Annotated in this window: 11 protein-coding genes; 9 read left to right on the top strand and 2 right to left on the bottom strand. The window is 33.3% G+C overall.

Features of this window, described 5'->3' with window-relative positions; translation table 11 throughout:
* Window positions 1–107 precede the first annotated feature (107 nt).
* From IMCC3317_RS17095 to IMCC3317_RS17085, 3 genes are all read left to right on the top strand, one after another.
* Complete coding sequence (locus tag IMCC3317_RS17095; protein ID WP_160130702.1) at window positions 108–2,030, top strand: tetratricopeptide repeat-containing sensor histidine kinase; 1,923 nt, start codon at window positions 108–110, stop codon at window positions 2,028–2,030.
* A complete protein-coding gene (locus IMCC3317_RS17090) occupies window positions 2,027–2,656 on the top strand; it encodes a response regulator (protein WP_160130701.1) in 630 nt (209 codons plus the stop codon). The genes IMCC3317_RS17095 and IMCC3317_RS17090 overlap by 4 nt, the downstream gene beginning before the upstream one ends.
* 267 nt (window positions 2,657–2,923) lie before the next feature.
* Window positions 2,924–3,616: a hypothetical protein gene (locus IMCC3317_RS17085; RefSeq protein ID WP_160130700.1), complete on the top strand. Its 693-nt coding sequence runs from the start codon at window positions 2,924–2,926 to the stop codon at window positions 3,614–3,616.
* 1 nt (window position 3,617) lies between these two features.
* Here IMCC3317_RS17085 and IMCC3317_RS17080 read toward each other — a convergent pair whose 3' ends face one another.
* The gene (locus IMCC3317_RS17080) at window positions 3,618–6,245 is read right to left on the bottom strand and encodes a DUF5916 domain-containing protein (RefSeq protein WP_160130699.1); all 2,628 of its coding nucleotides are present in this window, start codon (window positions 6,243–6,245) and stop codon (window positions 3,618–3,620) included.
* A gap of 181 nt (window positions 6,246–6,426) precedes the next feature.
* Here IMCC3317_RS17080 and IMCC3317_RS17075 point away from each other — a divergent pair, with 181 nt between their 5' ends.
* From IMCC3317_RS17075 to IMCC3317_RS17050, 6 genes are all read left to right on the top strand, one after another.
* The gene (locus IMCC3317_RS17075) at window positions 6,427–7,332 is read left to right on the top strand and encodes a nucleotidyltransferase domain-containing protein (RefSeq protein WP_160130698.1); all 906 of its coding nucleotides are present in this window, start codon (window positions 6,427–6,429) and stop codon (window positions 7,330–7,332) included.
* Window positions 7,325–8,788 (top strand): B12-binding domain-containing radical SAM protein, encoded by a 1,464-nt coding sequence (locus tag IMCC3317_RS17070; protein ID WP_160130697.1) that lies wholly within the window; start codon window positions 7,325–7,327, stop codon window positions 8,786–8,788. The genes IMCC3317_RS17075 and IMCC3317_RS17070 overlap by 8 nt, the downstream gene beginning before the upstream one ends.
* Window positions 8,781–9,566 carry a class I SAM-dependent methyltransferase gene (locus IMCC3317_RS17065; RefSeq protein WP_160130696.1) on the top strand — a complete coding sequence of 262 codons (786 nt, stop codon included), beginning with the start codon at window positions 8,781–8,783 and terminating at the stop codon, window positions 9,564–9,566. The genes IMCC3317_RS17070 and IMCC3317_RS17065 overlap by 8 nt, the downstream gene beginning before the upstream one ends.
* Before the next feature lie 213 nt (window positions 9,567–9,779).
* Window positions 9,780–11,165, top strand: a complete 1,386-nt coding sequence (locus tag IMCC3317_RS17060; RefSeq protein WP_160130695.1) for a B12-binding domain-containing radical SAM protein — start codon at window positions 9,780–9,782, stop codon at window positions 11,163–11,165.
* Window positions 11,165–11,908, top strand: coding sequence for a class I SAM-dependent methyltransferase (locus tag IMCC3317_RS17055; RefSeq protein ID WP_160130694.1), 744 nt, complete (start codon window positions 11,165–11,167; stop codon window positions 11,906–11,908). The genes IMCC3317_RS17060 and IMCC3317_RS17055 overlap by 1 nt, the downstream gene beginning before the upstream one ends.
* Before the next feature lie 33 nt (window positions 11,909–11,941).
* On the top strand, window positions 11,942–13,051 hold the full coding sequence (locus IMCC3317_RS17050) for an SGNH/GDSL hydrolase family protein (RefSeq protein WP_160130693.1): 1,110 nt from the start codon (window positions 11,942–11,944) through the stop codon (window positions 13,049–13,051).
* A 261-nt stretch (window positions 13,052–13,312) separates the two neighbouring features.
* Here the strand turns inward: IMCC3317_RS17050 and IMCC3317_RS17045 are convergent, their stop codons facing one another.
* On the bottom strand, window positions 13,313–14,731 hold the full coding sequence (locus IMCC3317_RS17045) for a B12-binding domain-containing radical SAM protein (protein WP_228054832.1): 1,419 nt from the start codon (window positions 14,729–14,731) through the stop codon (window positions 13,313–13,315).
* Window positions 14,732–14,749 lie beyond the last annotated feature (18 nt).

The following is a 14,749-nucleotide window of genomic DNA, read 5'->3' as shown; positions in this document are numbered from 1 at the left end:
TCTTATGTGCTTGCGCTAGATATATTTCTCAAAACGCAAAACACACTGAAAAACAACCGAATAACTTCTAAACAATCCGTATATTGAAGTAACCAACCGCCATTTTTATGAGAAGTCTGCTTGTATTCGTATTGCTGTTTCCATTCGTACTACTCGGACAAACTCCAAAAATAGATTCCTTAAAACAATCCTTACATGCAGCAACAGATCGTTATGAAAGTGCTAAAATAAAGCTTCAATTAGCAAAATTATATGAACGTGTCGATTTATCAAAAGCAAAATCATACGCTTTTGAAGCATTTCTTTTTTCTACGAATGATTCATTACATGCGGAAACCAATAACGAAATTGGACGTTTACATTTTTTTACAGGAAATTTGGATTCTGCAACTATCTACTTTGAAAACTCAAAAGGATTATTGTCGAAATTGAACGATAGCAATCGTGTTGCAATTATCAATATTAGCTTAGGTGCGATTTCATTACGACAAGGGAATTATGAGAAAACTATAAAAATTCTCACAGAAAGTGCTTCTTTTTTTGAGAAAAATAAAGATGAATTAAATGCCGCCAAATGTTATAGCAATATTGCCAGCGCATTTGCAGAATTAGAGAATTATGACAAAGCCATTGAATACAGCGAAAAAGCACTTCAGATTTTCAATGACAATGATTTTGTGCAATTTCAATTGATTACACTCCCAAATTTAGCAACACAATACTTTAAAAAAGGCGATACTATAAAAGCGATCGGATATTACACAAAAGCAGAAACGCTCGCTAAGAACTTAAATGACAAACGTTCTTTATCATTAATTTACAACAACTTAGGAAACATTTATCTGGAAAGTGAATCGCAAAGAGCTAAGGAATATCTTGAAAAAGCATATCAATTAAAAAATGAACTCAACCTTAAATCAGGAATTGAAATTACAGAGAGTAATCTAGGATTTATTTATCTCAAGAATAAAGAATACCAAAAAGCGATTTCCTATTTAGAACGAGCAAAACCTGTCATAAAAGGAAAACAATTAACACTCGTTTATACGTATTTAAAAAGTGCTTATGAAGGGTTAAACGACACAAAAAAAGCATTGTATTTTTCTGAAAAAGCTAGAATATTGAATGATAGTTTGCTGAGTGTGGAAAATCAAAAGACAATTCTAGAGATTCAAACTAAATATGAAACAGCGAAAAGTGAGAAGGAAATTATTCAATTACAATCTGACAATTCAGAGGCAAATCATAAAAGAAAACAGAATAGAAATCTACTCTTTGCAGCTTTAGGTATTCTACTAATTTCCTTATTTATTATATATATTCTGCTTAAAAATGCAAAGAAGAAACGTATCATCACAGCACAAAGTTTAACGATTAAAGAACAAGAATTCAATCAATTATTAAAAACAAAAGAATTAGAAGGAATTGACGCCATTTTGGACGCACAAGAAAAAGAACGCATGGATATGGCTGCCGATTTGCATGATAATTTAGGAAGCAAAGTCGCGACGTTAAAACTATACATGGAAAGTTATGATGATAAAGAAGATTTTACGGCATATTATGATAAAATCAAAAAGCTTTTAGATACTACATATGTCGAAATTAGAAACATTTCTAAAAATAAAAACTTCGGTGCTCGCATAGATAAAGGATTGATTCCATCTACAAAAGCGATTGCCAAACAAATCTCGGAAACGAAAAAACTACACATTGATGTCATTAATATTGATGTAAAAAAACGTCTCGAAAACACCTTAGAAATACAACTTTTTAGAATCATACAAGAATTGCTTACCAACATTATAAAACATGCAAATGCTACAGAAGCAACGATACAGTTTTCGGAAGAAAATAACATGCTAAATATTGTTGTAGAAGATAATGGAAAAGGATTCAACATCACAAAAAAAGTTTCAGGCATTGGGTTGATTAATATTGAAAAACGCATCGAAAAGTTAAAAGGAGACTTATTTATAGATGCATCAGAAGGAAATGGAACGACTATCATTTTAAACATTCCGCTATGAACGTAAACATCATTATAGCAGACGATCATCAATTATTCATCGACGGAATCAAATCTATTTTAGTCAACGAAATAGGAATTTCAATCATTGGAGAAGCCAATAACGGCTTGGTTTTATACAAACTTATTGAAGATGGATTAATTCCAGATGTTGTCTTAACAGATATCAGAATGCCTATTTTAGATGGCGTTTCTGTAACTAAAATGCTCTACAAAAACTTTCCGAAAATAAAAGTACTCGCCTTAAGTATGTTTGATCAAAGTGTTGATGTCATTGAAATGTTAGAAGCTGGCGCAAAAGGTTATGTGACCAAAAATGTTGAAAAAGCAACACTAATTCAAGCCATTCATACCGTAACAAAAGGTGAATATTATATCAGTGAAAATCTTCCCAAAGAAATTCAACATTGGTTCAAAAAAAAGAGCGTCACTATTGAAGGAACGCTTACTAGAAGAGAAAAAGAAATTCTAAGATTGCTCGCCAAAGGACGCACAACCATAGAAATGGCGCAACAACTCAAAATTAGCAAATTCACGATTGATACACATCGAAAAAATATTCACAAAAAACTCGGAATCAAAAGCAATACAGGTTTGGTAAACTATGCGTTGAAAAAATTATCTTAAAACCAACATTTTTCCGGCGAACACCTAATACCTAATACCTAATACTAGGTATTTTTTTTATTTTAATTTGATACTACATTAGTAATACCAATTGAATTTTAAAATAATTGATACAAAATTTGAATTATATTTTTTTTAGATGAAATAGAAAATGTAAGCATAGCCTTAGTTACGGTTCTATTTTATATTAAAATATAAAGGAAATAGAAACGAATTTAGTCGGTCATTTTGAAGTTTATTTGGTACAAACTACTAAAACTACTTGTCATGTCAAAAAAAAGTCTAGTACTGAGTTTCTTTTTAATATTATTTACGCTTCCGCAATATGCAACTGAACAATATGCAGAAACTTTAGGGAAACGAAAAATCGAGTTTGGTTGTTCTGAAAATGATGCGGAAATTTTTGTCAATGGAAAATTATTAGGAAAAGGCAATATGGAACTAGTAATTCCAAGAAAAGACTGTATTGTGGTAATTGTAAAAAAAATTGGTTTCTTAACAGAGAAAATCGAGTTTTGTAATAAAAGAAATTTCCCTAAACCGCCTAAATCATACTATTTAGAACTTAAAAGAGATGATTCTTTCGATGCTTCAGAACAAACAGATATTGCAAACTTAGACATTGAACTCAAATGCGAAAAAATAACTAAAACCAAAGCTTGGCGTCTCATCAACCAAATTGTACTCTCTTATATAGATGTTATTGAAATGACCGATAAAGAAACTGGTTATTTACGAACAGCTTGGTCGGCTAAAACATTTAAGCAAAATACTGTTAGAACTCGAATTATTATAAAACAATCTTCTGACGATCCATTAGTTTTTAAAGTCAAGCTAGTTAGTGAGCAATCTAGAATGCCAATTACTAGCGTAAAACGCGATGAATTATTTAAAGAATGGGATCGTGTGTTGCGTTCATACACAAACATTATTCCTGAGTTGCAGGCACGATTAAAATAAACTACAACACAAATCGATACGTAAACTTCATCAAAAAGATATTCTCAGGCTGTTGTCCTAAAATTTGAGTATCCAAACTTCGCAGCAAATGATCTTTCACATTTCCAAAACCCGTGGTTCCTTGCGACCAAACTAAGAATAATTCGGAACCGGGAATATATTCCCAACGCAACACTAAATTCGAGCGAAATTGCACAAAAGCAAAATCTGGATTTCCAATAGAATAATTTACGTTTCCGTTTGTATCTTCATCAACCAAATAAGAATCTGAAGCTGCATCAAACGTAATTTCATTCGGTTGATATTGATAAAAACGATCGTTCAAATTATCTGCAATCGAATTGGTCACATATTTAAAATCTTTATATCTTCCGATAGATACAAAAGGTTGTCCGTAATACTGAATTGATAAATTTGGATTGATCGTATAATTGAACCGAATTGACGCACTCAACGTCTGATTATCAATACTCCCCAAAATATAACGCGTTGTTCCGTTACTATCTGCTTGAGTTACATATTGTGTTTTATTCGGGTTTCTATTATACGACGGATTGATAGAAATTCGCATTGCATCAGTTGGTTGATATGTCACATCAGCGCCGATTTCAAAAAAGCTAAAATTATTCTCTTTTGCTTGCGAATACACAACGTTCCAGCTTGTACGCAACTTTTTTCGTTCGTCGGTTCCAAATGCAAAATATCCAAAATTTTCTTCTGAAAAACGCCAACGTGGACCGCCGCGTAAAAATGTATTGATAAAAATTCGTGGTTTGTGCGCGCCGCCAAAATCAATCCACCAATTATTTTGAAACTGCATATTTCCGCTAAATTCATATTGAATTCTATTGTAGTTTCCTTCAAAATCATAGGTTGTAAATTGTGAAAACCCTGCAGAAATCCTTCTAAATTTTCCAACCGATTTTGTCGTTTGATACCGAACAATTGCATATTGACGTATTTCATCTGCTTGCCGCAGAAAACCAACATCATTCAAATCCAATTCTGGCGAACGCCAAATAATTCCTGCGTTATAACGCCAATTTCCGCCACCAGCTTTTCCGGCTTCAAACTTTCCGCCAGTTCCTGTCAGCGAAGTTCTATTCAAATCAACATCAACATGTCCAGCATCAATACGTTGAAACAAATGTGTCAATGATTGTTGCGTGCCTGCAATCGCTTCTTTACTTCCTTGCACATGACTTAAAACGAGGTTTCCTTCTGCGTAAAACGTTCTATCTTTCCAATTATGTTTAAAATCTAATCCGCCTGTATATGCAGATTTGTGGAGAAAATTAAGATTGTCTTCCAAACGTCTATTTGTCGCGGTAAAAATTCCACCAACATATGTATTTCGCTCATTAAAATCTTTTTGCAAACGCCCGACAAAGTAATTTGTAAATGGTTCAACCAATTCTTCTCTTCGGGTTCCGTTGTTATCAATTTCGGCAAATTCTTTTCCTGTCACACTTTCCAAAACTCCAATAGACCAACCATTTTTAGTTTTCCCGCTAAATTTTGCTGCGCCTAAAATGGTTGAATTTTTTGGTTGATCTACAAATTCGCCGCTTGTTGTATTTGGAAAACCTTGCGGACTTCGTCCAATTCGTCTGGAATAAAACACATTATCTTGTCCGTTAGCAAATTGGTAATCGAAGATGTTTTTATTCTCCACAAAAAACGGTCGTTGTTCTTGAAAGAAAATCTGAAAACCATCCAACGCAATTGCTGCCGGATCGGCTTCTACTTGTCCAAAATCTGGATTTATGGTAAAATCTAATGTCAAATCATTCGTTACTCCAATTTTTCCATCTATTCCGCCATTTAATTTAAAATCATTTCCATCACGAAACGGATTTCCAGCTTCTTCAGGATATGTATCATATTTTGTCACTATATACGGTTGAATTTCTACTTGTTTCTGTGGCTTTATATTTTTTAAACCGTGCAATTCTCCAAATTCGCTTACCCAACCTGGCGCATCAAGCGGAATTCGTTGCCATGTAGAACGTTCTTCTTTTCTAAAAAATCGGCGTTGCACTTGCAATCCCCAAACTTGTGCTGCACTTTTTCCAAAACGCAATTGACTCAACGGAATCTTCATTTCGGCTGTCCAACCTTCGCTATCAACATTAGTTTTTGTATACCAAATCGGGTTCCAACTTCCGTCCCAATTATTACCGTTATTCGAAATAAATTCGTCTCCTTTTACGCCAGCCGCAGTTACGGTAAACGAAAAACCTGTACGTAAATCGTGGTAACTATCTATATTAATTTCGACCCAATCGCCATCAAAACCATCACGACGCGACAAGCGTTTTACAATCTTATCAGGATTTGAATCAATAGCACGAATCGCAACATATAGAAACTTTGCGTCGTACATAATTTTAAACTTTGTCTGCTCAGTTGGCGGCGTATTTTCGTCAGGTCTATTTTCTATAAAATCGGTTGCCCATTCAACAGAATTCCAACTAGTATCATCTAGGATTCCATCAATTTTTGGCGATTCGCCTTTAACGGTATTTGTGGTGTAAATTCTTTTGGGAATGGTGTTGGTTGCTTCTTGCGAAATTCCCGAAAGGGGAAAACACAAAAATCCTATACATAAAAACAGGAAAGGTTTCATGAGTCGTTTTTTGGTTGATTGATTGTTATAAATGTAAGAAAGTTGACAAAATCTAATTTACTTTTACGTAAACATTAACACTTATTTGTAGAATTAATTGTGGTTTCAGTCGTTTTTAATTAGAAATAGCACTTCAAAAAACTAGAATTTTAAGTACTTTTGGTAGCAAAACCTATACTACGTGAGTGCCCTAAAAACCATATTATATTTTTCCCTTTTCAAGTATCCGTTAACGAGAACTGAGATTTTTCAATTCTCTAACAATACGAATCAAAAAGAAATTGATAGTGAAATTGATTTACTATTGGACAAAGGTGTGATTTTTAATTTTGATGGTTTTTATATTGATGTAAACGATTCTGATCGTATAGAACGTAGATTGAAAGGAAATGAAATGGCGCGAAACATTATGCCAAAAGCGATAAAAGTTTCCAAAAGAATAGCGAAATTTCCGTATGTAAAAGGTGTGTGTTTATCTGGCGCATTATCAAAAGGTTTTTATGATGACGATGGTGATTTTGACTTTTTTATTATCACAAAACCAAATCGTTTGTGGATTGCCAGAACATTATTAGTACTCTACAAAAAAGTATTCTTATTAAACTCAAAGAAGTATTTTTGCGTAAATTATTTTATTAGTACTGATAAGTTAGAAATTGCTGAACAAAATTTATTTACAGCAACCGAAATTGCAACACTAATTCCGCTATATGGCACAGCTACTTTTGAAGCTTTCTTAAAAGAAAATACTTGGGCATTACCTTATTTTCCTAATAAACCAACTACAAAGACAAGTACAATACGAGATACGGAAAAAAGTGCTTTATCTAAGTTGATTCAAAAAATTTTCAATGGTTCTTTAGGATTGAAATTAGACAAGTTTTTACAAAAAATAACACTAAAAAAGTGGATTAAGAAGTTCAAACATTTGGAAAAAGAAGATTTTGATATTGCTATGAAATCTACGAGACATGTTTCTAAACATCATCCACAAAATTATCAAAATAAAGTAACGACGCGTCTTGAAGAACGTTACAATGAAGTTATCAAACAATATAATTTGAAATATCCCGAAAAACATGCTTGATGTTGTTTTTTCACATTCGTATTATTATAAGTTTGATTCCAAACAATGGAAAAATCAAACACCATATCCGCCATTGGGAACTTTGTATGCAGCTTCGTATTTGCGTGAAAACGGTTATAAAGTTGGTGTGTTTGACGCGAATTTATTAGACGATCCAAAAACGATTCAACCATACTTAGAAAAACACACACCGAAAACATTTGTTTTGTATGATGATGGCTTTAATTATTTGACAAAAATGTGCTTAACCACAATGCGTGAAGCCGCTTTTGAAATGATTAAAATTGCTAAAAAACTCAATTGTAACATCATTGTTTGTAGTTCAGATTCTACAGATCATTATGAAAAATATTTAGAAGCTGGCGCAGATTTTGTCATTCAAGGAGAAGGCGAAATTTCGTTAAAGGAATTGGTTGATGCATTATCAAACAATGAAAATACAGATTCCATAAAAGGACTCGTTTTCGAGAAAAACGGAGAAATTATAAAGAATCCGAAACATGCAGTTTTGCGCGATTTGGACGAATTACCAATGCCAGCTTGGGATTTAATTGATGTAGAATCCTACCGAAAGATTTGGGAAAACGGCGGAAATGAATTCACGCTAAATATGGCAACAACACGTGGTTGTCCGTTTAAATGTAATTGGTGTGCAAAACCAATTTATGGAAATCGGTATAACTCACATTCTCCCGAATATATCACAAAACATATAAAATATTTGAGTGAAACCTACGGTGTAAACCGTTTTTGGATGTGTGATGATATTTTTGGTTTAAAGCCGAATTGGGTTCAAAATTTTAATATTGAACTTAAAAAAGCACAACTTTCTATTTCGTATTACATACAAAGTCGTGTTGATTTATTATTGAAAGAAGATACCATTGATGCGTTGGCAGAAAGTGGTTTGGAAGAAGTTTGGGTTGGTGCAGAAAGTGGTTCGCAAGCTATTTTGGACGCAATGGACAAAGAAACCAAAGTGGAGCAAATTTATGAAGCGACACGTTTGTTGAAAGCAAAAAATGTGCGTGTGGCATTCTTCATTCAATTTGGATATTTGGAAGAAACCAAAGAAGATATTCAGAAGACAATTGATATGATAAAAGAATTGGTTCCTGATAATATTGGAATTTCGGTTTCGTATCCGCTTCCAGGAACTAAATTTTACGACAAAGTAAAAGACGATTTACAACTAAAAGCCAATTGGACAGATTCTGACGATTTAGCAATGATGTTTAACGGAACATTCAGTACGGAGTTTTATAGAAAATTGCAACGATATGTTCATAAAGAATATCGTAAAAGTCAAGCGATAGAAAACTTTAAGAAATTCTTCAAAAATCCATTTTCAGTTACAAAAACACAAGTACGATCAATGTTGCTTTTTGGATATTATGTTCCATCAGCATTTTTAGATAAAATTCAACTTAAAAACATGAAACCTACCAATGCATAGCGATTTTGATGTAGCCGCGCCATTATATGATGATATTTTCACGTATTCAAACATTGGAAAAGCGCAACGAAAGTTGGTATTTAAGTATATAAATCCAATCATTTCACAAGAGAAAAAACTATCCATTTTAGAATTAAATTGTGGAACTGGCGCAGATGCAATTTCGTTTGCAGCGATGAATCATGATGTAATTGCAACAGATATTTCAGAAGGAATGATTGCAATCGCGAAAGCAAAAAATCATCCAAAAAACTTAGAATTTAAAGTTCAAGATATCAATACAATTACAGAGAACACTTTTGACAAAAAATTCGATTTAATTTTCTCTGATTTTGGTGGAATTAATTGTTTATCGCACGAACAGCTACACGATTTCATAAAAAAAACAAGCGATTTACTACTTCCAAACGGAAAATTAGTCTTGGTTTTAATGCCTAAAAATTGCCTTTGGGAACGTTTCTATTTTACCTTAAAAGGAGACAAAACGAAAGCAAATCGCAGAAACACCACAAAAAGCGTTGTTGCCAATGTTGATGGCGTTGGCGTAGAAACTTGGTATTACAACCCACAAGATATTTCCGCCATAGCGAACAAATTTTACACAACAAAAAAGATAAAACCGATTGGTGTCACAATTCCGCCATCGTACTTAGAACAGTCATTTGTAGCTAAATTTCCGATGTTAAACATTTTCAAAGGATTAGATTCCATTTTAACAGCTTCTGCATTAGCAAAATACGCAGATCATTTTTTGATTGAACTTGAGCTGGGTTGTTGATTTGTTTATTTGTTTATTTGTTTATTTGAAATTCAACATTTATCTAGTTATTATTACTGTTGTTCAACTCTTTTTCAGAATTGTATATAACTATATTATAAATAAGGAAATACACAACATTACACTTTAGAAGTCATCAAAACATCTTTATATTTACAATGTTGAAACAAACCCACGAATCAACAAATTAACAAAAGAGCGAACAGCGACAAAATGAGCATCATTCTCACACACACATATTATCTTTTTGAAGATGAGAAAGAACAAAGCATCATGCGTCCGTATGCGCCGTTGGGTTTATTATATATTTCTTCGTATTTGAATGAACATAAAGTAGAAAATCATGTGTATGACTCTACATTTTATTCTAAAAAAGATCAACTCCTTTTTATTGAAGAAAAGCAACCAAAAACTATTGCGATTTACGCTAATTTGATGACAAAAATCAACGTAATCAAGTTGGTAAATATTCTAAAAACAGACAAGAAATACGGTTTTCCAAAAATTATTTTGGGCGGACCAGATATTACGTATAATTGTGAAAATTACCTCAATACAGGCGTTGATTATTTGATTATTGGCGAAGGCGAACAAACAACATTAGAATTGTATCAAGCAATTGAAAATGATTCCGATATACATGAAATTACAGGAATTGCGTATTTAGAAAATGATGAAGTCAAAAAAACGCCGCCACGCGTAAAAATGAAAAGTTTACAAGAATTGCCATTGCCAAATAGAGCTGCAATTCCTGTTCAAAAATATTTAGAAACATGGAAAACACATCACGGACAAAGTTCGATGACGGTAAGTACACAACGCGGTTGTCCGTATACGTGCAAATGGTGTAGCACGGCAGTTTACGGGCAAAGTTACCGAAGAAGACCTGCAAATATGGTCGCTGCCGAATTAAAAATGTTGAAAGAAACGTACAATCCTGATGGAATTTGGTTTGTAGATGATGTATTCAGCGTAAGCTTTAAATGGATTGAAAGTTTTCATGAAGAAGTGATAAAACAAGATGCCATAATTCCGTTTGAATGTATCACGCGCGCCGAACGTTTGAACGATCATATTTTACAATTACTGAAAGAAGCTGGTTGTTTCCGAATTTGGATTGGCGCAGAAAGCGGTTCGCAGAAAATTATTGACGCAATGGATCGTCGTGTAGATGTGAATGTTGTAAAAGAAGCGATTCAGAAAACGAACAAACTTGGTATTGAAACAGGAACGTTTATTATGGTTGGGTATCCTGGCGAAGACGAACAAGATATCAACGAAACGATTGCGTATTTAAAAGCGGCAAATCCGACACATTTTACAATTACAATTGCGTATCCAATTAAAGGAACTTCGTTGTATAATGAAATTGAAGATAAAATTACGGTGCAACCTGAATGGAATACTTCAACGGATCGTGACATTGATTTTACCCGAACGTATTCAAGAAAATTTTATGATTTTGCCGTTCGGCGAATTGTCAATGAAGTAAATTATAACAAGGAAATTCTTAAAGGAAAAAATAGAAATTTGATTATTGCTGCAAAGCTGAAAACGAAATCGCTTCTAGCGCAAACTGCAATGAAATTATATAAATAATGCTAGATTTTAGTCACATCATACAACAAGAGAACGTTTATTATTTGACGCCTGAAAATGCTAATTTTTCAAAGCATTATCTCGCTGTGCGCGAAAAAGAAAATCGTATTTTGACAGATGCAGAAGTTAGACAATTACCTTATTTACAACGTAATGAATGGGTTTTTCGAGTAAAATCTACAGAACGTTTTGTGAATTATATTGCTTGTAAAAATAATGACTTGCAAATTTTGGATATTGGTTGTGGAAATGGTTGGTTTTCAAATACAATTGCGGAAGTTTCTGAAAAAAATCAAGTGATTGGTTTAGATGTAAATCGTGAAGAATTAGAACAAGCAGCGCGCATTTTTCGTAAAGAGAATTTACATTTTGTCTACGCAGATATTTTCAAAGTTTCCGAACAGTTTGAAGCGAAATTTGATGTCATTACATTAAATGGTGCTGTTCAATATTTTAAAGATTTTGAAGGATTAATAACGTTGTTGAAATCGTTTTTAAAGCCAAAAGGAGAAATTCATATTATAGACAGTCCTTTTTATGAAGCTTCTGAAATTCCTGCCGCAAAAGAACGCACAAAAGCATATTATACCAAACTAGGTGTTCCAGAAATGGCAGCGAATTATCATCATCACAACAAAAATTTAGTCCAACATTTTGATGTTTTGTATTCATATAAACGGAATATCATTCATAAGATTTTAGGCAAAAAAGATTCGCCATTTTCGTGGTACGTAATACATTAAAGAGTTTTCAGTATACTTATAAAAATTATTTTCATGAAGTTATTTTCGAAACAATTCCTTAAAAAATTAGCACTCTCAGGTGTTTTCACATTGATTCTATTGGTTTTGGTAGAAATTATATTGTCATTTTTTCAACTTTTCCCTGCTGATTATTATACAATGACTCCAAATTCTGGATTTACTTGGAAAATAAATTCAGAAGAAATTACAGGAATTTATCAAGATTCGGAAGTTTCCTTTGATGAATTAGGCGCGAGATCAATTTCAAAGTATCAAGATAAAGAACATAAAATTGTCGTTTTTGGCGGAAGTACAACAGCTTGTTTTGCATTGACACAATCAAAAGATTGGCCCGCATTATTGGAGAAAAAATTAGGCGATTCATATTGGGTTGGAAATTTTGGAAGACCCGGAAATAGTAGCAATCATCATGTATTGCAGTTTAAACATATATTAGAAAAACCTGAATTGAGTGATGTAAAAACAGTTGTCATTATGCAAGGCGTGAACGATTTTGTTGCGTATTTAATTTCAGCTGATAGCTATCTAAACTCTCCAAATAAAGACTTGAAACGTTTTGCTTTTCAGCATATTCCTGACGATCATCTTCCTTTTTACAAACGATTTACCTTGTACAAATTAGGTTCTAGCGCAAAGAGAAATATTTTGTTTTATTTTAAACATAGTGACCATTTGACAAAAGCAGTTGAAGACATCAAACTATTAAAACAAAAATCTAAAATTATTGATGAATTACCCGATTTAACAGCTGGTTTAGCTCATTATGAAAAGAATATTAAAGACCTCATAAAGCAAGCAAACGAAAAGAAAATTAAGTTAGTTTTCGTAACGCAAGCCACGATGTGGAAACCTGATTTAGAAAAAAAATACGAAGATTTAATGGTTACAAGCGGATTTGCCAACAACGAAGCATTTTATAGTACGAAAGCATTTTATGAAGGCATGGAAGTTTTTAATGAACGATTGATGAAAGTCTGCGATCAAAACAATATTTCCTATGTAGATTTGAAACTTCCGAAAACTACGGAATCTTTCTATGACGATTTTCACTTCAATGAATCTGGCGCGGAATTGACTTCAGATCAGATTGCGCAATCGCTAAAAATGTTGCTGAAAGAGTGAAGGAAAGTTGTGAGTTTTGGGTTATGAGTTTTCGCAACTTAACTTAATAAATTCATACCGTTAATTCGAGTTTCAAAGAAGATCTCGATACAAATTTGTTTCACAAATTCACTCGATCTGACGAACTAGACTTTTAAGATTATGAATTGAAACGTCATAGCCAATGGAATGAAGCTATCTTTTTATCGAGAAACAGATTGCTTCGTCAAAACTCTTCGCAATGGCGAAAAAAATCAAAAATCAGCAATCAAAAATCGTACATCATGCAAGTTGCTGTTTCTTAAAGAAAGTATCTACAATTTTCTTCTCCACAGGAATGTTAAAATATTTGTGCTTACAACGCCATCTTGCTATTAATTGCAATGGTTTGTAAATCATTTTCTGGTTAGAATATGCAAATTTTAAGTAAAATTTAAACTTCTCGAAAAAATCATATTTCTCAGCACTTACCCAAGGTCCTGACGAACCTACAAAGTCAAAATCTGACCATTCGTGAACCGTTTCTGGTAATTTGTAGCCATCTTTCACAACGTTTTGTGTAATCGTAGTTCCAGGATATGGTTTAAAGTAGAAAATTGGTGTGTGAAAATTTGGATGCATACTATTCAATTCGAGTGCAACTTTTACTGTTTCTCGGATACTTTCATCAGTTTCTTCTGGGAAACCAACAATAAATGGAAATTGTACGGCAATACCTAAGTCTTTACAACGTTCGGCACACATATATACTTGTTCCAGTTTAATATCTTTTTTAAGCCAATCCATCATTTCTTGCGAACCAGATTCGACTCCAATAAGTAAACGTCGCAATCCAGATTTTGCACAAATTTTGAAATCTTCCACAGACATTCTTGAACCTTGATCGGCGCGCATTGTTGCTGCCCACGTAAAATTCAATCCTTTTTCAATCATAAGTTCTGAAATCTCAATTACGCGATCTCGGTATGTGAAATAGGTTTCATCTTGAAGATTTACATCTGTAAATTTATATTTTGCTTGTAACTCTGCTAATTTATTCACCATAATTTCTGGTGAAATGGCTGTCCATTTTCTGTTATATACAAAAGGATCAGCACAAAAAGTACATCTAAAATAACAACCAGTCGAAGAAATATAATCCAATTGTCGTCTTCCTTTCTTTTCAAAATATTTTTCAACATCAATCAATTCATAATTGATGTCTGCAAACGTGTCCATTGCAACAATAACACGCGGCGGATTTTTTATAATTTCGCCTTCATCAGTTCGGTAACAAATTCCTTTCACATCAGAAACATCGCCATTAGTTGCATATACTTCTACCAATTCTTGAAATGTGTCTTCTCCTTGTCCTTGCGCCGTAACATCAATACAAATTTCATCTTTCAAGGTTTGCGTTGGGAACAATGATGTATGCCATCCGCCCCAAATAACAGGAATATCTTTACGCATCTTTTTAACGGCTTGCGTCACAGCCAACGCATCTTTTATAGGTTTTCCCGTTAAAACTGAAGTTCCAAAACACAACGCATCGTCAATATGTTTTCCAATGGTTTCCAAAGGATTTTCATCAATACGACCATCTACAATAATGACTTCATATTTCTCAGGATCCAACACAGAACCAATCGCCAACAAGGCTAAAGGCATGTCAAAAAATACGGCTAGTGGATTATATAGGAGGATTTTGTGTTTTTTCAAAGCAGGTATTGGTTTTTG

The organism is Kordia antarctica, assembly GCF_009901525.1.
Lineage (GTDB): Bacteria > Bacteroidota > Bacteroidia > Flavobacteriales > Flavobacteriaceae > Kordia > Kordia antarctica.
The sequence above is the reverse complement of the archived record's forward strand: the minus strand, read 5'-3'. Positions and strand labels throughout refer to the sequence as shown.